The organism is Kosakonia radicincitans DSM 16656 (genome assembly GCF_000280495.2).
GTDB classification, from domain to species: Bacteria; Pseudomonadota; Gammaproteobacteria; order Enterobacterales; family Enterobacteriaceae; genus Kosakonia; species Kosakonia radicincitans.
In genome coordinates this window covers 1,607,343-1,629,459 of sequence record NZ_CP018016.1, presented here as the reverse complement: position 1 = coordinate 1,629,459, position 22,117 = coordinate 1,607,343, and the positions used below count along the sequence as shown (strand labels likewise).

Genomic DNA, 22,117 nt, shown 5'->3' with positions numbered 1-22,117 from the left:
ACGTTTAAGCCGCTGAAAGCGCACCTTATCCAGTTGTCCACAATAATGAAAGCCAGCGGATCGGGGCCGGATAAGGTGCGCGTTTTAAGCCCGGCAGGTTAACTGGCCGGGCTTAACGTGTCAGGCTGGATAGCCAATCTGTTCCGGCTGGCGCTGCATGATTATTTCACCGTGGCGAATTGACGTCAGCACTTTGGCCTGGCGACAGACCGCATCATAGTCATTTTCCGCGTCAAGGATCAGCAGGTTAGCCGGACGTCCTTCGACAATGCCGTAATTATCACCCAGGCACAGCGCCCGGGCGCTGTTATCGGTAATAAGATCGAGGCAGCGCTGCAAATCTTTATACCCCAGCATATGGCAGATATGCAGGCCAGCGTCGAGGATGCGCATAATATTGCCGTTGCCCAGCGGATACCACGGGTCCTGGATGGAATCCTGAGCAAAACAGACATTGATCCCGGCGCGGTCCAGCTCAGCCACCCGCGTCACGCCGCGACGTTTCGGCCAGGTGTCGAAGCGCCCCTGCAAATGAATACTCTCGGTCGGACAGGAGATAAAGTTAATGCCCGACACTTTTAGCAGCCGGAACAACTTCGAACAGTAAGCGTTATCGTAAGATCCCATGGCACAGGTATGGCTGGCGGTAACCTGCGCGCCCATTCCACGTACCCGGGCCTCTTCCGCCAGCACTTCCAGGAAGCGCGACTGCGGATCGTCGATTTCATCGCAGTGCACATCGACCAGGCAGCCGTGGCGCTGGGCCAGATCCATGAGAAAAACAAGTGAGCTGACGCCCTTGTCACGGGTGTTTTCGTAGTGCGGAATGCCGCCCACCACGTCGGCCCCCATCTCAATGGCACGAGTCATCAGATCTCGCCCGCCGGGGAAGGATTCGATGCCCTCCTGTGGGAAAGCAACGATTTGCAGGTCGATAAGATGAGCCGCCTCTTTTTTCACCATCAGCATGGCTTCAAGCGCCGTCAGGGAGGGATCGGTAACATCAATATGGGTGCGCACGTGCTGCACGCCGTTATCACGCAGCATACCGATGGTTTTCAGCGCGCGTTGACGCGTATCTTCAATCGTTACGCTCTCTTTTCGCTGGCTCCAGCGGGAGATCCCCTCAAACAGGGTGCCGCTCATATTCCACTCCGGCTCGCCCGCCGTCAGGGTGGCATCGAGATGAATATGTGGCTCGACAAATGGCGGGATAACCAGTTTTTGTTGCGCATCGATATCGCAGACCTCAGCTACCTGCGCTGAGGTCTGCACAGTGATGCTTTTAATCACACCGTCCTGTAATTCAAGGGTATAGAGCGCTTCTTTATGGCGCAGGCGCGCGTTGATAATTTTCATGGATGTTCCCGTAAATGATTTTGCGACATACGCCAGATCGTTAAAGCGACCGAGGCGTTGAGATGGAATTGCGGATGGCTGATCGGATAGCTGGTCAGCTTTTCAATTCGTTGAATACGTTGATGTAATGTGTTGCGGTGGATACCAAGCCGTTCGGCGGCCCTGACCACGTTACCGTTCTCCTGGAGCAGCGTTTCCAGCGTCTCCATTAACAGCCATGGGCTTTTGCGATCGCGTTCTATCAGACAGCCGAGGGTGTCATGCATAAAATCGCTCAGCAGCGCAGGGTCGCCGATGGCAGAGAGTAGTTTGATAAAGCCCAGTTGTTGATAGTCGCTAATGCGCTGGGCCGGACGCAGATTATCGCTGAGGTCCAGCGCCTGACGCGCCTGCGACAGCGCGCGCTGATAATCCTGTAATTGCTGCACTCTTGCGGAAAGGCCGCACAGTAGCGACAACCCATCGTCGCTATCCGCCAGCGCGAGCAGCCACTGCTGTAACCACTTTTTCTGCTGATAAAACTCACCTTCCTCATCCGGAAGCAGGAAAATAAACATATTGCTGCGTTCTACCAGCGGAAAGGGGTTGCCCTGCTGATTGAGTTGCTGCTGCAATCGCTGGCGTACGCTACGGCGAGCCTGCTGTAACCATGCTTCCGCCTGCTCGGGTGGAAACTGACGAAACAGGTTCTGTATTCCCTCAAGGCGTAATGCCGCGACCCGCAGCGGGCGGGTAAAATCCAGTCGCTGATGGATCGCGCGTTGCTGCAGGATTTGCAGATCGGGATAATCCCCGGTTAACAGCTGCATCAGAATATCGCGCTGCGACTGCAGAGCGTTTTCACTGCGCACCAGTGCGGTGCCAATGCGTTCGGTAACAATCACCATCTTCAGCAGATAGGGCTGTTCGATCAGTGGAATACCCAACTCATCGGCGAGGGTTATCAAACGCAGCGGGATTGACTGGATATAGTCGCCTCCGGTCAGGATCACCATTCCGGCGATCCCGCGCTGCTTGCCTTCCATCAGCAACTGGATCAGGTTGTCTTCATCGCGGGGATGGTTGATCCCGGTGATAAACACCAGTTCCCCGCCCATGATCCATTCGGCGATATTTTCATTTTCTGCGACGTAGTACCAGCGAACCGCCAGTTGCAGTCCCTGCTTGCCCGCGCGCAGGCGCATAGCGGAGAGTTCCTCAAGGGCGAGGATTTCTCTGACCGTCAGGCTCATGGTTACTGCTCCGCAACCGAATCAGCGGCAGGCTGACGTTTACTCAGGCGAGTCAGGGCGATGTAGACCAGCGCAGAAACGGTAATGCCCACCAGTGGCGCGATCCATGGCGACAGATAAGCCACCACGGCTCCCACGGCGTAGGCGCAAAGCCCCGACCAGTTAAAGCGCGGCAAACGGGCAGTTTGCAACAGCGGATAGCGGCCGCCGCGATAAAACCAGTAGTCGGCGAGGATAACGCCGCCGATGGGCGGAATGATGCTGCCCAGTAAGACCAGGAAAGGGATCAGCATTTCATACATACCGCCAATGGCCAGCAGAATGCCAACGCCAGCGGCGACAATAGTCAGGGTGCGACGGTGCTCACTGCGCAGCAGATGGCAGGCGGCAGCCGAGACGTTATAAATCGTCGGCCCCTGAATCGTCAGCAGATTGAGGCACAGCATCACTACCGCAGCGACGGACAGCCCCTGCAAAATCAGCACTTCCACGATATCAGCCTGCTGGTAGACAATAGCGCACCAGGCTCCGGCAACAATCATCAGCCCGTTACCGACAAGGAAGCTGCCCATGCTGGCGACGATGGCGGTGCGGCTGGAGTTGGCCAGACGCGTCCAGTTTGTCGCCTGGGTCGCCCCGCTGGCGAAAGTGCCGAACACCATGGTGATAGCCGCCGACCAGGCCATGGTTTCGCTTCCGCCCGGCTCGATTTTGGTCATCGCCTGCCAGCCGCCAGCGTGATGGGCAGCAATATACATAGAAATAACCAGCAGAATGAACATCAGCGGCACCGACACGCGCGACAGCGCATCCAGCCCCTTGTAGCCGACCAGCGCGGTCACGCAGAACAGAATACCGAACAGGATCATCAGCGGAATGGTCATGGCTTCAGGTATGGCGAGGATTTTGACCAGCGAAATGGCGACGGTCGCCGTCCCCCAGGCGTACCATCCCAGTTCAGCGAAACCGAGAATAAAATCGGCGAGCTTACTGCCTATTTCACCGAAGCAAAAACGCCCCATCAGCACGGTATTCAGCCCGCTGCGCGCAGCAATCCAGCCGAGCGACGCGGCATAGAGGGCCAGCAAAAAGTTACCGATAACGGCAATCCACAACAGGTTAACGATGGAAAAAGAGACGCCGAGCTTACCGCCCGCGAACATCGTGCCGGTAAAGAAAGTAAAGCTGAACAGAACCATGGAAATCGAAAATATACCCTTGCGCCCTGATGCAGGCGCTTCGACGAGCGGAAAATCATTGCTGTTTGACATAGTTGAACCTCTGAGTGGCTATCTGAATGGCTATGCACAAAAGAGCAAGAGATATGCCAAAAATATCTGGGCAGAGGCCACACAATGAAGTGGGCACATTGCACACAAATACTCATTAATCCGCAGGTAACCGCCAGGATATTGTGCATGGTGCAAACTTTCGCACCATAACGGGGCAGCGATGGATACACATCGATATGTGTACATTTACCATGGAAGGGGTATATGAGGCCCACCTGGAAAACGGAAAATCTCCCCTGCCGGGGATACTTTTCAGGCGGTCAGCTTGGTGCCAGGGCAGAGGTTGTAACTTCCGCTGGTGTTAATCAACGTGGGAGCAAATCGCTTTAAGTGTATTTGCACAATGGAGGTGAACCTTGAATCGAATAAAAAACACGGCTGGCACGTTTACACGCTAAACACATCAAGGATTATCAACATGACGCGTATCGTGCCTGTAATCGCTCTCGGATTTTTAATCAATCCCTTTTCGTTATATGCCAGCCCTGCTAACTACAGTATCAACACGCAGAAAACAACGATTACCCTCTCCTGGCATGCATTTGGCGATACTTCTGAGGCCAGACTGGGAGATGTAACGGGTGATATTGCACTCAATGCCGGAAACGACGAGGGCGACACTATCAATGTATCCATTCCGGTGGCGACGTTGAAGGCGTCTAACAGACTGTTAACCTGGCAGATGAAAGGGACGCTTTTTTTTGACGCTGGACGCTATCCGAATATCACTTTTATCAGTAGCCGCGTGGTGGCATTGGGACAGGGCCATTTTCGGATTTTTGGCACACTTGCGGTTAAGAACGTCTCGCGCCCGGTCATTCTGGATGCCTTACTGATGGGGAAAAACACCGGGCTCACCAGTGCTGAGAGCATTTATCTGCATGCCTCAACGACGATTTCACGCTCAGCATTCAATATGGACAGTTTCGCTGCGCTTGTAGATGACAACGTGACAATCAATATTGAGATTCAGGCCCGGCTGCATCAGGCCGTATAAACATTTCCGGCCAGCATACCGGTGCATCCCTTTTGCTATGAAAGCGCAGCCTGTAGCGTCAGTGCGTTTTGTTTCAGTTGGGAAGCAGGGTTACGGCCAATCAACACAAACTGGTAGCCTCTGGAATGCCACCAGACGAGATTCATCGTATGGCGCTGTTCTTGATTCAGTTCTGTGCTGGCTGGCTGGCGGTCTGGTGAAATACACAGCGCCATCGGGCCATAATCCGCATGCATCCAGGCGATTTGCGCAATCGAGGTGCTGTCATAGCGCAGCATACGCACCATTTTCAGCGCTGCCCCATGCAGCACAAGTTGCTGCTCATTCGCCTGCAAACCTATGTCTTGTGCAGTACGCGCCAGTCCACGTTGCAATGCTGACGGGGAACTGTCTGTATCAAGCAACGTTTCTGCACTGTACAAAGACATATACTGTGCCTCAAGGTCACGAATTTTTTCGCTCTCGCCCTGAGCCTTTATTGTAGGCCGCGCGAAATAGCCCATCCCTGAACCGATAACCAGAAAACTGAGCGAGGCCGCGATCAACGCGCGTCGGCTAACGCCCTTTGCTCCGGGAGTGGTTGACGGTGGTTGGGCGAGTATGTTGGCCAGTTGTGCCTCCAGGCGAGACTGCGGCGCCTCTTTCAGCAGGGGCGCGAAGGCGCGGGCAATGTCAGTCTGGTTGAGCCTTAACACTTCGGTTCGTTCCGCCAGTTGTTTATCCTGACCGAGCGCCGCCTCAAAGCGCTCTGCATCACTGGCCTGCATTTCGCCATCCAGCCAGGCGACTATCGCTTCATCGCTGTACGGTGCTGTAAATCTCATTGATTTCAATATCGCTTCTCCTGTACAGAGTGCGGCGTATGAATCACCTGGGCGATTTTCGCCCTCGCCGTAGCCAGCCGGCTCATGATCGTGCCAATCGGGACAGACAATGTATCTGCCGCCTCCTGATAGGTAAAACCTTCAACATAGACTAAAAATACCGCATTGCGTTGTGCTTCCGGCAGAGCGCTCACGTACTGCATAATTTTCGCATAGTGCAGGCGCGCCTCATCCTGTTCATACGTATCCGGCGCCAGTAATTCATCGCTTTCAACGAACCCCTGCCCCAACCGCACCCGGCGGGAACGCACCTCTGAAATCCAGATGGAATGCAGAATAGTGAATAACCAACTATCAATGCGTGTGCCGGGGGTGAACTGCGCGCTTTTTTCAAGCGCTCGGACACAGGTAGACTGCACCAGTTCTTCGGCAACCTCGCGGTTACGCGACAGAACCAGCCCATAGCGCCACAGGCGTGTCAGATGTTCAGCAAGATGCTGACGGACGTCACTGGTAGTGATTTTTTTATCCTCATACCATTCTCAGGATTCAGGATGGCCGTCGATAGCAGCCTGCAGATCCCTGTACTCTTCGCAACTCTGGCCGCAAAGTGTGGCGATGGTTTCCAGTTGCGCTTTTGCCAGGTCAGGACGCCCTTTCACCAGCCATGCTTCACCAAGGTATTCACGTACTTTGGCATAGGTCGGATCGAGTGCTATTGAACGCTGATAATAGCCGATACCTTCATCAGTACGACCCAGCTTACGTGTGGCATAGCCGCGGTAATTCCAGGCTTCCGCAGTATCGCCATTTTTCAGCGTGTTGAGCAGATCCAGGGCCGCCTGATACTCCCCTTTTTTTGCCAGATGATAAGCATAACGCGTTTTATCTTCATCGCTGAGCTGGCTTGTTTTCTCGGGTACGCATTGTTTTGTCGTGCTGTCATACACCTGCCCGGTGGGACAATCCGGCGTTTTGCTGTTGGTATTATCGTCACCTGCGGCAAAAACCGGCGTGGTTAGCAGAACAAACACCACGGGCAGCAGACGTTGAATAATTGCGGAATGTGCAAACGAAAATAGATTCATGGTGAACTCCGGGTTAACGAAAAGCACGGCCAGGCAGCATACGGCTCAGTACGCTGTCCCGTAACAGGTAGTGATGGAAAAGCGCCGCCAGAGCATGCACAAATGCCAGCGAAACCAGTGCCCAGGCCACATTGCCGTGCCACTGAGCGAGGGTATGCCGTAGCGTTGGTGTAATCTGCACCCAGCCAGACAGGTCGAAAAGACCAAAGAACGAGAAGGGTTCCTGCTGCGACCAGCGGAAAAGAAACCCAAGCACGATTTGTGCGAAAAGGAGGAGATAAAGCGCGCCGTGCATGCCATGTGCGAGCAGTTTAGCAAGCCTTGCACCTTCAACCGGCGGCATCGATAAATGGGGAGAGTGCTGGCTGTATAGCCGCCATAGCGGCCGGATTACCATCACCAGTGCCAGTAGAATTCCGCAAGAAATATGAACAGCCTGCAACCCTTTTCTCAGCGGCGTCCCCCGCTCAAGTTGCTCCCAGATATGTGCGCTTGCAAACAGGAAAATGACACAGGCTGCGGTGACCCAATGCAGTACCAGGGTAAAGCTATCGTAGCGCTGTCGTGTTAACGGTTGCGTTGTTCCAGTCATAAATTATGACTCCATCAGTGTGTTAATGATGGGTAAACGCCACACCTTCTGAATCTATTCGAAAAAAATACTTTTTTATCCCGGAGCACAGGTCAACGGTCGCCTGTTTGTTGTTCTTTCCGTTCGACTTTGCAAAGATGTATCGCACACGATCCAGACCTGCCACACAATCAGGAACAGGATCTACTCTCCAGGCCCCGGCAATAACGAGCTACGTGGCAATGCCGACGTCAAACTGGTTCTGCTTTGAGGATTCCGCTATGACTCCCTTTCATCAACTTACAGCCACCAGTCTGGGCGGCCAGCTTATCTCTATGGCCGACTACGCAGGTAAGGTGGTTCTGGTCGTTAATACCGCCAGCCTTTGTGGCTTCACGCCACAATACGGAGGCCTTGAATCGCTCTACCAGAAATACGCCGCCCGGGGTTTGGTGGTGCTTGGTTTCCCCTGCAACCAGTTTGGTAAACAGGAGCCCGGCGGCGCCGAAGACATCGCGCAAACCTGTCACATTAATTACGGTGTGAGCTTTCCGATGTTCCAGAAAGTTGAGGTCAACGGAAGTGCAGCGCACCCGCTGTTTCGTTATCTGAAAAACGAATTGCCCGGCGTGCTGGGTGGGCGGATCAAGTGGAACTTCACTAAATTCCTGATCGGACGCGACGGTAAACCGCTCAAGCGTTTTGCGCCGTTCACCACCCCGGAGAAAATGGAAGCCACAATCCTTGCGGCACTTGAAATTTAAGTTTATCGGTAATTCGAACCATTCAATTTTAGAGCGCTGCCGAAAAATTCATTATCCGTTCATCGCACATAGCAGCCTGTCATGTCTGCTTAAGAACCAGCTTTACGGGTGATTTCGTTCCATTGCGAGCGATAACTGCCAACTGTCTGGCAGCAGGCAGATTGTGGAAACCAGCCACCACCAGAAATTGACTGCTGCTGTCAGTGCAACTCACGCTGCGCAAGCTGCGTTGCGAGCGTTTCGATACGCTCGGCCATTTGCCGGGTCAGCTCGGTCAGATGCGTATTTTGTTTCAGCAATTCCAACAGTTGTGCCGACTGCTCCTCGGCCAGCATCTGGCGCTTCGCCATTGCGTCATCCAGATCTTCGCGGTGCTGCGCGTCCGCCAGGGCATGCGCCTGATCGCGCTCCGCCTGTCGGGTTTGCGCTAACAGGATCAGCGGAGCTGCATAAGCAGCCTGAATACTGAACGCCAGGTTGAGCAAAATAAAGGGATAGGGGTCAAACTTCACGACGCCTGCTGCGTTCAGAACAATCCACACGATCACCGCGATAGTCTGCCCAATAAGGAATGTCGGTGTACCGAAAAAACGTGCGAAGGCTTCTGCTTTCAGCGCAAACCACTCTTCGCCGAAAGTATGCGTAATATCCTTCAAAGGGCGATATAAACGAAACTCTTTATCTTTGTGCATATCAAAAACTTCCTGCTGCGGGGCATTGTCGGCATCGACGAAAACTTTGGCATCAGTGGAAACTGATGCCCAACCGTACGAAAATATACGTCAAATATGTTATACAGTAGCTCTCACGACTGCATAAATCCCATCGCCCCACTTAACTACACCCCTATTATTCCATCGCCAACAGCAGGATTCGGGGTTATCGGAGAAGTTTTCGGAACAAAGTCACCAGGGATTGTCCATTATCCTCAAGCGGCATAAAAAATTTTTTATCGGTGGCTTCTACAACCTGCACGGCTTGTTCAGCCAGCTCCCGCCCCGCTTTTGTTACCCTAATCACTTTGGAACGCGTGTCTTTTTGATGCGGAATACGCTCCAGATAGTCTGCCTTTTCAAGGACACGAACAACCTGGGATATCGTCATCGTGTCGCTCCCGGTTAGCTGTGATAACCGTATTTGTGTCAGCGCCTCCTTTTCCTCAAACCAACTGGCTACAGCCAGAACGACAAACTGCGTGTGTGTCAGGCCTAAGTGTTGCAGGGCATTTCGTTGTTCGCGTTGCCAGCTATTTGACACTCTCCACAGTAAATAGCCGGGGCTCTCGTCCGGCCCTTCGAAAGCGCTGGGAAGGGGCTTATTTTCAGATGTCATTTACATTGAACCTGTTTCCGCAAGGTATTTTGCCAGCCCCGCCATCACTTCAGGGAAGTCCGAGCTTATTCCCTCTCCGAAAGCCTGAGCCTGGGGACCTTGCGTGCTGATAGCATAAATCAACATGCAGTGACCAGTACCTGATGCTTCAATACGATGTTCAACTTTGACCAGCGTTTCATCTACCCTGGTCTCATCAATAAAATACTTTTCTTCAGAAACATCGATAAGCTGGCTACGAACAACATCACCTTCCGGTAACTCCATCGTGAACCATGTTCCCGTATGAAATGGCCCCTCGATAGTGATTGACTTTACGCCAGGGTTCCATCGCTTCCAGTTATCTATGTCAATAAATGCCTGCCATATTGCTTTCGGCTTGCTGTTTACAGCGAGCGTAAAGGATTTACTCCAGACGTTATCTTTGTTCATAAAATCCCCATCAGCCTTAATAAGTAAACATATAGTATGCGCACTTATAATAATGTGCCGCCAGTTTTTTATACAACCCTGATGAGCCTCTATTTCGCTGTGAGGGCATAATTGTTTGGTGCTCGCTCTGGTGACATATCTATCCGGCATCCACAGTCAGAACAGAGGAAGCCGAAATGCCTTTCCCGTAGAACACCAGAACGGCTTATAGAAGGGGCCGGGAAATATCGTTGTCACCGAAGAAGAAGTCCTCTGGCTATCGATGCCCCTTTATCCCCTCCCCCTCCGGAACGCCTGTTTTAGACTTCTGCGCCTGCTCAGCGTTACGTTTTTTATCACCAGAGTTCCCTTCCCTGTAAATGATGTTCACTCTTCCGACGCAGTCTGCTTTATTTCTGCATAACGGGTAATCAGCTGCTTCAGACGCATCTCCAGCCGGGTCTTATCGGCCAAAGACAAAGCCTGACCAGCCGGGGTCAGCGACAGTGCCCGCAATTGTTCTTCGACCGGTATGGTTTGATTAAAGGATTGCATGGCGGAAAATACGACTGACTTCAGTTCGCTGACCGTCATGTATCTTCCCTTCTGCTCGTCCAGCCTGTTCAATCGATCGCTCAGCTGCTTTAGCTTCGTCATCCCCTGATGCCAGCCGTCCAGGTCTTCTTTTGACAACGCACTGGCATTAAGTTGTTGATACCATTGTAAAACAATGGATTTAGCCTGCTCCGGCCACAGCGCCTGAGCCTGCTCAATTAACTGCCGGCTGTAGGCAATGTTCCAGTCAGGGGGAAGTTTCTCCAGGCGGGTAAGTTGCTGCTGTGTCTGCGTAATGAAGGCTTGCTCCAGAGGAGCCTGCTGGCTCAGCAAATCCCGCTGCACAGGGGTGAGAGTTACAGGCAACGGTGCCAGAGATGCAGCAAGCTGAACCTGTAGCGGGTCAGGTTGGTGCAAAACGTGCCAGCTCCACAGCGTTGTAGCGCCGATCGCCAGCATGGTACACATCCCCGCAGCGAAAAATTTCCATTTTTTTATCGGCGCCGGTATCACCGACAGAACGTCCACATTCGGTATATGTTCCGGCTGGGGAACATATACCCACCTCGTTGTATTTTTCTTTGGAAGAGGTAGCGCAGAAGGGGTTTCTGCCGTTATTTTCGCGCCATCCATTATCCCCGGGGGCAACAGGATAGCGGGCTGAACGAAAGCACCGGAACCCGATGCGCCGTCGCTGTTTTCCAGCCTGACAGCATTATTGTGCATCAGCGTCCGCAAGGTATCGAACTGGCTCAGGTGCTTAAGCTCCAGGCGCTCAAGGATCGTTCCAAGGCTGGTAAGTTGCTGTTCTGCTGTGTAAAGCTGGCTCAGGTCACTGTAGTTAAGTGGCAGAGTGCGCATCACTTGCTGTAGACGCAGGCTCAGGTTACTGAGGATCTCCATCCGCGTATGGACCGGCTGTGGCCAGAGCGTTCCCCACTGGTGGTTTATAAGAGCCTCCAGTATTGCCAGACCTTCATTAAGGCCGGGCAACCCTGCCAGCTGGGTTCGAGCAAGGGTATACCAGGCTGCAGTTTGCAGTTCGACGCCATTTTGCCCGAACAGCGAGAGGCAGAGTTTTTCTACATGCTGCCAGTTGACATCCGGGCGAGCCGGATGGGTCAGTTTGCCCAGCTCATCGCGCAGAGCTTCATAATCCGCCAGCGTGCGTGGGTCACCGCCAGTTTTAATTTTACGGTAGGGAATGTCATTCATGACCAGTTGTCCATTTAATTAATATGCAGCACTGGAGGGTTATTATTTATGCGGCTTAGCTTTCTACATTGCCGATGTACATCCCGGATTTTTTGTTCCAGTTTAAAGCGCTCTCTTAGCAGATCTTCCCTGTGTGCACCTTCAGCGGTAAGCAGGGCTTCTTCCAGTGATCGCTGATATACAGCAAGATTTTACTGAGAGGATATTCTCTGGCTTTACATACGGGTTGTCGTGTCGAGATATTGCTGTTGCTTAAGATGTCGCAACAGCACCCGTCCTTCGGGCATAAACTCCGTGCCATAGCGCACCAGGCCAATACCTTTAAGTTCAGCATCAATGGCATAGCGCAGTTCGCCGGGGACGTTCTGCTCCAGCAGAACGACGCCTATCTTTTTCAGGCGTGGCTCATATTTGAGCAGGACGACAGACAATGTGCCCATAAGCTCATGGGCCGTTCCCGGCATTCCCTGCAGGATTTTCGTCATATCGGGCAACCCATAGTCAGGCAGATGCGCCAGCGTGCCGGCGCGACAGTTGAGAACGCGCTGCATGTTGTCAAGTACGGACAAAACGACCTGGTTCTGCTCGCTGACCTGATGCAGGTCAAAGCCGCCAGTGAAGTTGCCATAAAGAGTTTCATACAGTGAGGGACGGGATGACTCAATCATCTTTCAGTGCCTTCAGGGTCAGGCGGTTGTTACCGGCCTCAATCACCCGGGCTTTATCCGGATCGAGATCATCACGGCTCAGCACCACCCGCCAGGTGTTGTTCACCTGGTCCGGCGACATAAACATACCAGCCACTGCGACATACTGCGCATTTTCATCCATCGGCATATCCACCATCACCGCCCCGCCCGGCTGAAGGCGGATATCTTTCTCAGCTACCAGGTCTGCTTTAATGGCCTGACTGTCCGCCCTGAACAGTGACGGGTAGTCCGTCGTGTCAAAGGTTTTGCGGTCTTTAAGCTGGTAAATACGCACCACCGTCGACAATGCCACGCCGCCTGCATTGCTGTTCACTGCCTCACGGGCCCGAATATCCAGATGCAGAGTTTTTACCTGCTTGTAAAAAATCGATTTGGTCACAGCAACAGTGCCGTCTGTCACTTTTTGCGTCAGCCCGCAGCCCGCCAGCATCAAGGTGATACCAGCGGCCAGCGCAGCCAGAGGAAATTTACCAGCGGTAATCGCCATCTTCATCGGTCTCCCTGCGGTGAATATTTTCCTGTACCCGCTCATAGCGGCCAAGATTGATGGTTATGGTTTTGGGGTGGATGACGGTGTTCACTGCATTCAGCGGCCGCATCACTGCGGTGCGGCCCAGTTGCACTGCGCCGGCGTTGGGTTTAGCGCTCATTGTCGCGTCAGGCAGCAGGCTACGGTCGACACGCAACTGCAGCCGGACATCCAGGCGAGACCCAAGATACACGTGCAGCAGCGCCATTAAATCCGTGTGAAGCTCCCCGCCCGGTAACCAACCCTGCACTTCTTCCGGATTAGTGGAGGTCAGGCGCATCAGTACCTGGCTGTTCACATCAGTGGCATAGTTACCCATCACCGGGCGGCTGGTCAGGGTGACGGGCTGACTGACGCTCATGGTCAGTGGCTTTTTCAGTGGCACACGGCGTTTGTCGTGGTGCCAGATTTTCGCCTGTGTGTCCGGTGCCAGCAGGCGCACCAGCGAGGCCATGCCTTCTGCGGTACGCCCCGGCAGCAACATGACCGGCAGCAGTGCCAGAAAGCGCGAAGCCGGGGTCGCGATACTGTCCGTGCAGCCGTTAATCCCGAGCCCGGCCAGTCCCAGCAGGTACTGCGAGGTTTTGTCCTTACCGCCCTCTTCGAAGGTCGCCGGGTAGGAATATTTACGCCAGATACGGTAGTACTGGGCAATCAGCCGGTGGTTGAAGATATCGAGGAAGTCCGCCGTGGCTTCATAGCCTTCGCGGCGTTGGGTAATATCATCGATGTAGTGCGTCGGCAGCGGGGATTCCACGCCGTAGAGCCCCATAAAGGTTATGCGTACCGTCGGCGGCAGATGCGAATGCTCAGACTGCTCAATCCCTTTGATTTCAGATGCCGGAAAGCCCATCCCCGGATGGGGCCGAAAGCGCACCGGCTCATGGCGTACCTGCCAGGTGCTGCCGGTGACCGGTTTATCCGGCTGGCTCTGCTCCAGTAGCTGACAGAAACGGTAAAAATTCATGTGCGGCAGCCGGTCGCCCAGTTGCGCTATCAGCCGGGCAGACGCGGACTGTGATTCTCTTTCCACCGGGTGCATTTTCCTTCTGGCTGAACAATGAGGGTGAGCTGGTTGAACTGGTTCATATCGGCATACAACGCAAAGAATCGGTTGAGCATTTCACCGAACAGGTGAATGTCACCCTCACCGGTGAAACCGTTGCTGTCGAGGGTTACTTCGATATCCAGCCCCCGCAGCAGGTAGCCCTGTTCAAAGCGTTGAAGGCGATGGTGCTCCACATGCTGAATCGCCTCCAGACGCCGGGTGTTCAGTTCATCTTCCTGCCAGTTATAGAGCGCCAGCGTCCCGCGCAGCACTTCGGCAGTACTCATCATGTTCAGGAACCCGGATCCCAGGTGGCTCAGCACCCGCCAGTGAAAACGGTCTTCAGAAGGCGGATAGACTGGCAGCGTTGGTTTGCAGAGGTTGCGTACTGAAAGTTGTGTACTGACCACCTGCTCACAGCGGTCAAGCAGCGTGCTCTGTAGTGCCCTGCGTGGTAACTGACCGTTGGTGCCGGTGATTTGCAGCGAGACAGCTTCACGCTCAAACAGACAGTCATCTTCCCACTGGTGCCCACCAAGAATAAGCCAGGTGTCATACAGCCCGGTCACGCTGCGCTTCACCCGGGTGTGGTAGTAACGGGGTGGTGCATGACGGCGCATCATACCGCCCTTGTGCCTGAAGCTGCTGAACGGCACGTATTCGGCATCACTGGTGCGGTTTGAGCCAGTGACCGAATCCACCGAATAAATCTCAGTGTGTCCATCCTGCAGACGTTTAGGACGCAGAAGGTACTCGCTTTCAAGCCCGGTAATGGTGAGCGGGTCGGCTTCCAACGTGAACAAGTTGATCACCGGCACACAGTGCAGACGAACCGCGTCATCGGTGACCGGAAGCTCTGATGACCACGGCGTGCTGAACACGACTTCGATGTCGAAATACTCCGCTCCGGCAGGCGGTGTAATGCCATCCAGGCCGTTGAGGTGGACAAACATAAACTTGTCACGGAAGGTGAAATACTCCAGCAGCAGCTGGTAACCACTGAAGGCAGTATCGCCCTTCGGCCACAGCCCATCCTCCTCCGCAAATCCCCCCGGCGAGAAGTACCCGTCGAGGCGAATACGGTCAGTCTGCCCGGGCAGGCGCATATACAAAGCAGCCTGCCGTTTGGTCAGCATCAGGTGCAGCTGACTGCTGACGGGCGCATCCGCCCCGAGAAAGAGACTCAGGTGGCTGAGGTCAGCATGGGACCAGTCCGCCTGGGTGCTGCAGGCAAAACGCATCCGCAGCAACGAGCGCCCGTCCGGCTCAGTGGTCATGGCCACCCCAGAGATATTCAGCGGGTTGAGCATCACATCACGGGTGGTGCGGTAGCGACAGACCGTGTTTTTCGGTCCCACCGGGCGGGAGTACACTTCCAGTCCCGCGGGCATCACTTCTGCCATCTTCACGGCCTGAAGTGCAGGCGTGAACGCCACTACCGAGAGCGACGGAATGGTACGCAGGTAGTGTGGCCAGAGCATGCTGACCAGCCCCTCGGTCAGTTCCGGCAGGTCGTCGTCGATCTTCTCCCGAAGCCGTCCCATTGAGAAAGCAAAGCCTTCAAACAGTCGCTCAACATAGGGATCGGGTGTCCCGGCCTTATCCAGATCCAGCATCGCGGCCCGGTCCGGGTGGGTCTGAGCAAACTCTTTGGCCGCTTCACGCAGGTAACGCATTTCCGCGTCGTAATAACGCAGGGTCAAATCTTCCATTTATTTCTGTTCCTGTGGATTTAACCGCAAAGCACGGCGGCACGGGCAGGATCGACGGCGATCAGTCCGGCAAGTAACTGGTCCATTACCGGCGTAAGGCGGGCCTTATCAGCCTCACTGCGACCGGCTTTCAGGCGCAGGAGTTTCAGATGGCGGGCCTGAACCTCAAACAACAGCTCAGGCTCCCAGTCACTGAGGGTCACTTCTCTGGCACGTTCACCCAGTTCTGCAAACAGGTGCACCGCCAGGTCATTTTTACCGTACTGCTCAGCAATTCGTCCCATCAGCAGACGCAACAGCCACTTCTGACGATCGGTGGTCATGCCCGGCCGGGTCTGCAACCAGCCCAGCGCGGCATCCGGGCCTTCGCTGTCGGCCAGCGCCACGGCTTCCGGCTCCAGCGCCAGAATGTCATCATTACCGGCGGTGATCGGAGCGGCTGGGGTCTCATTGCCCCACCCGCCGACGGTGTCCAGCACACTCTGCTGGATCCAGTTCAGCGTCACTTCGTCCGCAAACGGCGTGCCGTCACTGAACGCCAGCGTCTCCAGCCCGGACAGGCGCGACAACAGCCCTTTCAGATCGACAGCAATAATGTCAGCCAGGGTGTCCTGACCTGATTTCGTCAACGCCTGGTGGATGTACCACTGCAAATCCAGCCACAGGTGATTGGCTCCGCGGGAAAAGGTGCTGTCGGCCGTTTCCAGCATTTCAGCCCAGTTCTGCTGCAGGTAGAGGCGTTTGAGTAACGCGCGCTGATCCGCCCTTGGCGGTTCGATGCGCGTACGTCCCTGCGCATCCGGGGCCGGAATGGCCCGCAGGGTGTCGTGACGCAGGCTCTTCATCAGATGGTGTGCTGACAGCCAGCCATCTGGCTGCTCACGCAGGTATTCGGTGAGGGTGCGGGCCTGGGCCAGCAAATCCTGACCGGACGTGATGCGTCCGATTGACGGGGCATCACTGTGGCTGGCAGCCGAAGGGGTTTCGCTGGTACTGGCGTTCTGCGGTACCACCGCATCCACGCCGCCCGCTTTCTGCAAACGGCTTTCCAGCGCGCCGTATAGCGCATTGAGTTCAGGACGGGTTTCATCCGGATCGTTTTCGGTAAGCCCGGCTATCAGCAGCAGCGCTCCGGTGGTACGCATCGCCTCTTCTCTGACCACTTCCGGGTACAGGGAAAGCGAGTCGGTCACGCGCGATCCTGCCAGCCATTCCAGTGCCGCCTTACGGCTGCGGTCACGCTGCGGGTGCAGTTGTGTGCCAAAACGTTCAAGCAAGCCAGCCAGCAGTTCAAGCCCTTCAACCAGCCCCTGCTCGCCTTCACGATGCAATTTAGCCCAGCAGTAATACGTCGCCACGCGAATGTCTTTGGCGGTGGTGGTGAGTAGTTTTTCTGCCAGACGACAGATGAGTTCGGTATCTGCGCCTGAGAGTTTGTTGACCTCCTCGCGCATCTGCTGGAAATCATCGTCATAGCCCGGGTCATCACCAACAGGTGATGACCCGGATAACGGTTGCAGCCAGCTGTCCCACTGCGCCACACGCTCACGGGTGGCGGCAAGCAGTGAAGCCTGTTCAGTCTGGCAGGCACTGAGGAGGGCATTGAGTGTGCTCATCAGTAGACCTCCTCTGCATCGCTGTTCGCACTGGCGACCTGGCCTGACGGTGCGATACCGGAGGTGCTGAAGATGGTTTCCGGCAGATGGAAATTGCGCAGCTTCAGCAGCACCAGCGGGCCTTCTCCCGCTTCGGTACGCAGGGTGTAATTGAGCGTGCGACCATCCTGTGCCTTCCAGCTCAGGCTGTAGCTGCTGCCGACCCCGGGGTAAGCACTGACCGCTGCCTTATCCAGCAGACGTATCCAGCCCCATGCGCCAGGAATATCGGCGTACTGGCGGGTGCCTGCCTGGGTGCTTATCCAGCTCAGGTTCGCACCGGGTGCTTCCGTATCCGCAGGCCAGGTGAAACGCTTCCATGCCGGCAGCTGGTTCACGTAGTTCAGCTTCTGGCTGTCGATAATCATGTCGGTCTGCACCACGCCATCGGCGGTACCAGGACGCAGTTCGAAGTTCATGCCGGCATTGCCTTCGGTGAAGGCCACATCCGAGATGTGACTCAGGGTGTTAATGGCGTGGAGGAATGCCGGGTTAAAGGCGAGGCCCTGCGAATTGATGCTGTCAGGTACCCAGTGGTTGCCCTCTTTGTGTAGCACGCCTTTGAGGCGGGTCTGCAGGAACTGAGCGATACGTCCGGAATCCGCGTTGAGGTATTTGGCGAGCAGCGGCAGGGAAACATCACTGCTGGAGTTGTTAAACGGATAACGGCCACCAAAGGCGCTATTCCACTCAGCCACCACTGCCTGCTGCCACTGGGCATTGAGGCCGCCGGCCGCCGGGGTCAACACCTGCTGCCAGGCCTGCTCCATCGGATTCACAAACACCGTACGCCCAAAACCGCTCCACTCCTGACCCAAACCGGCGGCAATCAGGCTGCCGTAGTCGCGGGTTTCGGTCAGATCAACAGCCTTGCCCTGGAATACGGTCTGGGCAATGGTCTGAGTCATTGCCTGCGGGTCAGCAGCATTGGTCACCTGCTGCAGGCGCAGACGCACCTGCGTCACGCGGGTCAGATAGGACTGCAGACTCAGCGCCCGCACACCGGTGTTGCTTTTATCCATCAGCGCCAGCACCGGGCTAAAGGTCGCATCCAGCGGACCATGAACGCCGGCACTCTGGTCAATGGCATCCTTGTTATCACCGCCAAGCAGGTTTTTGGCCGATTTCACCAGTGAGTCCGAAATGGCTTCTCCGGTCTGCCCGGTTCGGCCCTGCACATTCAGGGTGTTCATCAGCGCCACCAGAGGTGACTGACGCACGTCGGCCATCAGTGTCAGCTGGTCAATGGAATCCGACAGCGTGGTGGCACGGTTCCAGCGCAGGCTGTTGAGAAACTCAAGCCAGGCCCCGCCAAAGTCGGCAAAGTAACGCTCCGTCAGGCGTTTTTTCAGGGCTTCCGGCGAGGTCTCGTCCTGTTTATTCACCTGACGCTTGCTGTCAGTCAGCACCCAGTCGAGCTCATCCCGGCGCGCCTTCACCACTTTCTCGATGGCAGGCTGCACAGCCTGCTCCCAGGCCTGACGGGTGAACATACCCGGCACGACTTCCGTGGTACTGAACAGACGGGATGCATCGGTATCGCCGGTCATGTCTTCCAGGCGCATATCGACATACAGATGTGCCACCTGGGAGAGCATCTTCTGGTACAGGGTCGATTCACTGTTGCGCACACCCATCAGGCGAACCAGCAGCGAGCGCGCCTGGCTGACCATGCCCTCATCAGCACGGAACTTCCACTCCGGATGCGTGACCAGCTGCGCACCATAGAACGACAGCAGCGACGGTGCTACGCCCTGCCAGACGCCGTCTTTCACACCATCACGTTTTGGCCAGTCACGAAGCAGCGCCGAACTGAACCAGGCGGCGTCCATATGTTCCGGACGCGCCAGCATCAGGTAGAGCTTGAGCTGCTCCCAGGTGGTTTTTGCCATCTGCTCACGCAGCGGGCTGCCTGGCGGCAGCGCATTGAAGGCACTAAGCTGAGTCTGCAGATGATCCGCAGCCGCATCCCGCAATAACGGTAGTGCGCTGTCCTGATAACGTGGCCAGAGTGCGGCCAGCAGGGCGTTATTCTGGCTCAGTCCGGCCTTCTCGTACCACGGCACGCCGTGTTCTGAACGGTACTGCAGTCGGGCCAGCGTTTTCTGAAGTTCAGACAGTGCGTGCAGGCGCTGTTCCAGCGGCTGATTCTGTCGGGCGGCAAGTGCGGCCTGAGCATTCGCGCCGTCAATCTGGCTGCGGTTGGTGATATACGCGATACCCATCCACACAGCCCAGCCCACCATCGCCAGGGCAGCAACTGACGCAAACACTTTGCGCCATGGAATGCCCGGTTTGCGCGGACGCAGTCCGGCAGGAAGCGTCCGGACGGATTCAGGCAGAACATCCCAGCGCTTATCCATGCCCCAGTGGTGCGGCACGGCACGTTCAGCACCGGCTGAGGGTTGACTGAACACCACGCCAGCCAGCGGCAACGGGCGGTACGGATTGAGCATCACCGACAGCGGTGCAGTCACGCTCTGTGGCTCGCGAATGAGCTGGTCAGCCAGCGTCAGCAGGAAGTTATGTTTCACCTCACCGCAGGTCTGCTGCAGGCCCTGTGAAGTCAAATCCGGCGTCAGGGCGGAAAGTTGTTCTGCCAGCCCCTCGGTACGACAACCGGCAGGCAACAGGCAGCCGGTCGCCTGCGTAATGCGTCCTTCCGGCTTACCGGCTCGTGGGTGCAAGCACCAGACATACAGCGGGAGTTTCCAGCCAAGCGTATCCATACGCGCGCTGATAGCATGAGACAGGGAATCCATGGTGCTTTCAGACGGTACCGGCAGCGGCTGCTCCAGCCCAGGTGCTGAGAGCTGGTCAAAGGCCGAGGTGACCCATACCATGCCATCCATCGGACGACGGCGCAGCTTACGCAGCGCCGTCAGCCAGGCACTGTCTGCTGGCGTATTGAGGTCACCGCCCCACAGCAACAGTGTGCCGCGGTCTTCCTGCCAGAGCTGAGCCGTCAGACCCGGAGTCAGTTGCTCTACTTCAGCGGTCGTACCGGTTATCAGCAGGATGCGTGTTTTACGTCCCCAGCGCCGGCCGTAGAGGTTACGCATGGCGTCACGGATGGAATCAACGGTGACATTGCGTGGCGGAGTCCGGGCAACTCTTGATTCATCAGAAGGCAACGCATTGTTCTTCTGTTCCCGCCAGCGGTGATACTTTTCCCGCATGTACCGGAACATGAACGGCGTATAGAAAACAATCAGCAAGACTATCCATACGGTAACAAATGCAAGCACTTGCTTCAGTCGGGTATCAAGGCCATACGAGGGACCAAAATGCAGGATCAAGGCCACTATAATCGCTGAGATGCAGGCTATTATGCCGGCAAGCCCCCCTCTGCTCCATGTACTACCCGGCATCATTATTTCCACTCCCTGAAGTAACAGTACTGACAAAACGATCAGTACCTGAGGTAAACAGCCCTAAAACAGGTTTGTTGCTGACGGACACGATGTCGGCCAGTAATGTGGCTAGAAGCCACGCACTCCCGCCCCCTGGAATTCCGTTATATTTTTCCAGTACATCAATTTCCTGGGGCACCCACGGTGTCAGATGTGATTGAGACGCGGTCATTAGATCAGCAAACCCGTCATTCCAGTGCCCGTAATCACAGAACACGTTTGATGTCTGACAGGCGATCGTTTGTGTTTCGAGGAACAACCCCATATCAGCCCTGAAATTTGTCATGTCCAGCGGCATCGGTCGCAATATGCGGGCGGAGTGTGAAAGCTGGTATTTTTCAGCAACATCATCGCTGGTAAGTACCATCGCTGCGAGTGCATCGGAATACTGTTCAGCACCCTGGTCCTGCAATATCAGGATCAAATCAATATCGAAAATGGGATTTTTAAGGCGCTCCTCGAGCCAGGCAAAAGAAAGGGCTTCACAACATGAAACTGAACCTGTTAGCGCACGCCCAGGGTAAATTTTCCCCCATGATTTGCGAAACCGGGTCTCGAAGTCTGACGAAATCATGTCGCTCACAATGGTGACGTTGAACGGCACTGTCGCAGGCAGCATCGCGATCGCGTTTTGTACACCGGCCAGCCCCAGTTCAAGCAAGGAGGTGGAATTCACCGATTGCGCATCAAAATGGCTGGTCAGTGAAAGAAATTGCGGCGCATCTGTAGCACCAGATTTAGCAATGGCGTCAGAGGTCACTCCGGAAGGTAGCAGTATGCTGCTTCCAAGGACGGCCAGATAGCGTCCAGCCCAGGCTTCCCATCGTTGCTGTCCGTATTCCGCCTCCCTCTGCAAAAACTGATGTTCATTGACTGTTCTGCCCCACAGCCATCCCCGCAAACAAAACAGGAAAAACCAGCCAAGAACAGGGCTGGATGCCAGCCACCAGATATTGAATGCAGCCAGTGCCTTAACCATGCCTGACGCATGCAGAATAAACAGCAAAATACCCACAACCGCGGCAACACCACCAGCCAACAACCATCCCGTAAAAGATGGTTCAGGAGGCAACTCCATCGTTGTTGCTTTCGTCCTTTCCCAGCCCATTGCTTATCCTACCGTGCTGTTCTGAGCACTTGAAATTACAGTACAACCGCACTGACATTTACAGCCATCGACGACAACAGCGCGGCCGTTAAATGTCCGGTGCGGTGATCCTTCCACGATAGGATTAGTTCCATGCCCATCTACCGGACAACTCACCATATCACCCACCAATGCGGCTTTTTTCCCGTCGACAGTAATATTGGAAGAGGCGGAGATCACTTTTCCGCCGTGAGAAGTTTTGTCACCAAGTAAAACCAAACCTTTTGTCATATTTAATTCTCGACTATTAAAAACACACAATC

General features: G+C 55.2%; 21 protein-coding genes. 2 read left to right on the top strand and 19 right to left on the bottom strand.

Features of this window, described 5'->3' with window-relative positions; all coding sequences use genetic code 11:
• Positions 1-120 precede the first annotated feature (120 nt).
• From codA to codB, 3 genes are read right to left on the bottom strand one after another with little or no spacing between them, the layout of a single operon-like run.
• Entirely contained in the window at positions 121-1,359 is a 1,239-nt protein-coding gene (gene codA, locus Y71_RS08040; RefSeq protein WP_007371026.1) for a cytosine deaminase, read from the bottom strand.
• Positions 1,356-2,591: a PucR family transcriptional regulator gene (locus Y71_RS08035; RefSeq protein ID WP_007371025.1), complete on the bottom strand. Its 1,236-nt coding sequence runs from the start codon at positions 2,589-2,591 to the stop codon at positions 1,356-1,358. The genes codA and Y71_RS08035 overlap by 4 nt, the downstream gene beginning before the upstream one ends.
• Before the next feature lie 2 nt (positions 2,592-2,593).
• Complete coding sequence (gene codB / locus Y71_RS08030) at positions 2,594-3,862, bottom strand: cytosine permease (RefSeq protein ID WP_035889064.1); 1,269 nt, start codon at positions 3,860-3,862, stop codon at positions 2,594-2,596.
• A 439-nt stretch (positions 3,863-4,301) separates the two neighbouring features.
• Here codB and Y71_RS08025 point away from each other — a divergent pair, with 439 nt between their 5' ends.
• Positions 4,302-4,880, top strand: coding sequence for a YceI family protein (locus Y71_RS08025; RefSeq protein WP_007371023.1), 579 nt, complete (start codon positions 4,302-4,304; stop codon positions 4,878-4,880).
• Between the two features lie 35 nt (positions 4,881-4,915).
• Here the strand turns inward: Y71_RS08025 and Y71_RS08020 are convergent, their stop codons facing one another.
• The 4 genes from Y71_RS08020 to Y71_RS08005 are packed head-to-tail and all read right to left on the bottom strand — an operon-like array spanning position 4,916 to position 7,384.
• Complete coding sequence (locus Y71_RS08020; protein ID WP_007371022.1) at positions 4,916-5,713, bottom strand: anti-sigma factor family protein; 798 nt, start codon at positions 5,711-5,713, stop codon at positions 4,916-4,918.
• The gene (locus tag Y71_RS08015) at positions 5,710-6,186 is read right to left on the bottom strand and encodes a sigma-70 family RNA polymerase sigma factor (protein WP_236946463.1); all 477 of its coding nucleotides are present in this window, start codon (positions 6,184-6,186) and stop codon (positions 5,710-5,712) included. Before Y71_RS08015 ends, Y71_RS08020 begins: the two co-directional genes overlap by 4 nt.
• Before the next feature lie 60 nt (positions 6,187-6,246).
• Positions 6,247-6,792, bottom strand: a complete 546-nt coding sequence (locus tag Y71_RS08010; RefSeq protein ID WP_007371020.1) for a tetratricopeptide repeat protein — start codon at positions 6,790-6,792, stop codon at positions 6,247-6,249.
• Positions 6,793-6,805: 13 nt separating this feature from the next.
• Positions 6,806-7,384, bottom strand: a complete 579-nt coding sequence (locus Y71_RS08005) for a cytochrome b (RefSeq protein WP_007371019.1) — start codon at positions 7,382-7,384, stop codon at positions 6,806-6,808.
• Positions 7,385-7,644: 260 nt separating this feature from the next.
• Between Y71_RS08005 and Y71_RS08000 the strand changes: the two genes are divergently transcribed.
• On the top strand, positions 7,645-8,127 hold the full coding sequence (locus Y71_RS08000; protein WP_007371018.1) for a glutathione peroxidase: 483 nt from the start codon (positions 7,645-7,647) through the stop codon (positions 8,125-8,127).
• 200 nt (positions 8,128-8,327) lie between these two features.
• Here the strand turns inward: Y71_RS08000 and Y71_RS07995 are convergent, their stop codons facing one another.
• From Y71_RS07995 to Y71_RS07940, 12 genes are all read right to left on the bottom strand, one after another.
• Positions 8,328-8,819, bottom strand: a complete 492-nt coding sequence (locus Y71_RS07995) for a DUF1003 domain-containing protein (protein WP_007371017.1) — start codon at positions 8,817-8,819, stop codon at positions 8,328-8,330.
• A 187-nt stretch (positions 8,820-9,006) separates the two neighbouring features.
• A complete protein-coding gene (locus Y71_RS07990; protein WP_035889059.1) occupies positions 9,007-9,459 on the bottom strand; it encodes a MarR family winged helix-turn-helix transcriptional regulator in 453 nt (150 codons plus the stop codon).
• The gene (locus Y71_RS07985; protein WP_007371015.1) at positions 9,460-9,891 is read right to left on the bottom strand and encodes an SRPBCC family protein; all 432 of its coding nucleotides are present in this window, start codon (positions 9,889-9,891) and stop codon (positions 9,460-9,462) included.
• A gap of 366 nt (positions 9,892-10,257) precedes the next feature.
• Positions 10,258-11,640: a VasL domain-containing protein gene (locus tag Y71_RS07980; protein ID WP_007371014.1), complete on the bottom strand. Its 1,383-nt coding sequence runs from the start codon at positions 11,638-11,640 to the stop codon at positions 10,258-10,260.
• 215 nt (positions 11,641-11,855) lie between these two features.
• Positions 11,856-12,308, bottom strand: coding sequence for a type VI secretion system baseplate subunit TssE (gene tssE / locus Y71_RS07975; RefSeq protein WP_007371013.1), 453 nt, complete (start codon positions 12,306-12,308; stop codon positions 11,856-11,858).
• Positions 12,301-12,837 (bottom strand): type VI secretion system lipoprotein TssJ, encoded by a 537-nt coding sequence (gene tssJ / locus Y71_RS07970; RefSeq protein ID WP_007371012.1) that lies wholly within the window; start codon positions 12,835-12,837, stop codon positions 12,301-12,303. Before tssJ ends, tssE begins: the two co-directional genes overlap by 8 nt.
• Complete coding sequence (gene tssG, locus Y71_RS07965) at positions 12,818-13,921, bottom strand: type VI secretion system baseplate subunit TssG (protein ID WP_007371011.1); 1,104 nt, start codon at positions 13,919-13,921, stop codon at positions 12,818-12,820. The genes tssJ and tssG overlap by 20 nt, the downstream gene beginning before the upstream one ends.
• Positions 13,876-15,639: a type VI secretion system baseplate subunit TssF gene (tssF, locus tag Y71_RS07960; protein ID WP_007371010.1), complete on the bottom strand. Its 1,764-nt coding sequence runs from the start codon at positions 15,637-15,639 to the stop codon at positions 13,876-13,878. Before tssF ends, tssG begins: the two co-directional genes overlap by 46 nt.
• Positions 15,640-15,659: 20 nt before the next feature.
• Positions 15,660-17,255, bottom strand: coding sequence for a type VI secretion system protein TssA (gene tssA / locus Y71_RS07955; protein WP_007371009.1), 1,596 nt, complete (start codon positions 17,253-17,255; stop codon positions 15,660-15,662).
• Entirely contained in the window at positions 17,255-20,668 is a 3,414-nt protein-coding gene (locus Y71_RS07950) for an ImcF-related family protein (RefSeq protein ID WP_081120722.1), read from the bottom strand. Before Y71_RS07950 ends, tssA begins: the two co-directional genes overlap by 1 nt.
• A complete protein-coding gene (locus Y71_RS07945; protein WP_007371007.1) occupies positions 20,655-21,815 on the bottom strand; it encodes a hypothetical protein in 1,161 nt (386 codons plus the stop codon). Before Y71_RS07945 ends, Y71_RS07950 begins: the two co-directional genes overlap by 14 nt.
• Before the next feature lie 3 nt (positions 21,816-21,818).
• Positions 21,819-22,085 carry a PAAR domain-containing protein gene (locus Y71_RS07940; protein ID WP_071531985.1) on the bottom strand — a complete coding sequence of 89 codons (267 nt, stop codon included), beginning with the start codon at positions 22,083-22,085 and terminating at the stop codon, positions 21,819-21,821.
• Positions 22,086-22,117 lie beyond the last annotated feature (32 nt).

What these genes read in the sequence shown, in the direction of transcription:
- Y71_RS08025 (WP_007371023.1), top strand. Translation starts at nt 4,302, where the DNA reads ATGACGCGTATCGTGCCTGTAATCGCTCTCGGATTTTTAATCAATCCC.
- Y71_RS08000 (WP_007371018.1), top strand. Translation starts at nt 7,645, where the DNA reads ATGACTCCCTTTCATCAACTTACAGCCACCAGTCTGGGCGGCCAGCTT.
- Y71_RS07995 (WP_007371017.1), bottom strand. Translation starts at nt 8,819, where the DNA reads ATGCACAAAGATAAAGAGTTTCGTTTATATCGCCCTTTGAAGGATATT.
- Y71_RS07990 (WP_035889059.1), bottom strand. Translation starts at nt 9,459, where the DNA reads ATGACATCTGAAAATAAGCCCCTTCCCAGCGCTTTCGAAGGGCCGGAC.
- tssA (WP_007371009.1), bottom strand. Translation starts at nt 17,255, where the DNA reads ATGAGCACACTCAATGCCCTCCTCAGTGCCTGCCAGACTGAACAGGCT.
- Y71_RS08035 (WP_007371025.1), bottom strand. Translation starts at nt 2,591, where the DNA reads ATGAGCCTGACGGTCAGAGAAATCCTCGCCCTTGAGGAACTCTCCGCT.
- codB (WP_035889064.1), bottom strand. Translation starts at nt 3,862, where the DNA reads ATGTCAAACAGCAATGATTTTCCGCTCGTCGAAGCGCCTGCATCAGGG.
- tssE (WP_007371013.1), bottom strand. Translation starts at nt 12,308, where the DNA reads ATGATTGAGTCATCCCGTCCCTCACTGTATGAAACTCTTTATGGCAAC.
- Y71_RS07950 (WP_081120722.1), bottom strand. Translation starts at nt 20,668, where the DNA reads ATGATGCCGGGTAGTACATGGAGCAGAGGGGGGCTTGCCGGCATAATA.
- Y71_RS07980 (WP_007371014.1), bottom strand. Translation starts at nt 11,640, where the DNA reads ATGAATGACATTCCCTACCGTAAAATTAAAACTGGCGGTGACCCACGC.
- tssF (WP_007371010.1), bottom strand. Translation starts at nt 15,639, where the DNA reads ATGGAAGATTTGACCCTGCGTTATTACGACGCGGAAATGCGTTACCTG.
- tssG (WP_007371011.1), bottom strand. Translation starts at nt 13,921, where the DNA reads ATGCACCCGGTGGAAAGAGAATCACAGTCCGCGTCTGCCCGGCTGATA.
- Y71_RS08005 (WP_007371019.1), bottom strand. Translation starts at nt 7,384, where the DNA reads ATGACTGGAACAACGCAACCGTTAACACGACAGCGCTACGATAGCTTT.
- Y71_RS08010 (WP_007371020.1), bottom strand. Translation starts at nt 6,792, where the DNA reads ATGAATCTATTTTCGTTTGCACATTCCGCAATTATTCAACGTCTGCTG.
- codA (WP_007371026.1), bottom strand. Translation starts at nt 1,359, where the DNA reads ATGAAAATTATCAACGCGCGCCTGCGCCATAAAGAAGCGCTCTATACC.
- tssJ (WP_007371012.1), bottom strand. Translation starts at nt 12,837, where the DNA reads ATGGCGATTACCGCTGGTAAATTTCCTCTGGCTGCGCTGGCCGCTGGT.
- Y71_RS07940 (WP_071531985.1), bottom strand. Translation starts at nt 22,085, where the DNA reads ATGACAAAAGGTTTGGTTTTACTTGGTGACAAAACTTCTCACGGCGGA.
- Y71_RS07985 (WP_007371015.1), bottom strand. Translation starts at nt 9,891, where the DNA reads ATGAACAAAGATAACGTCTGGAGTAAATCCTTTACGCTCGCTGTAAAC.
- Y71_RS07945 (WP_007371007.1), bottom strand. Translation starts at nt 21,815, where the DNA reads ATGGGCTGGGAAAGGACGAAAGCAACAACGATGGAGTTGCCTCCTGAA.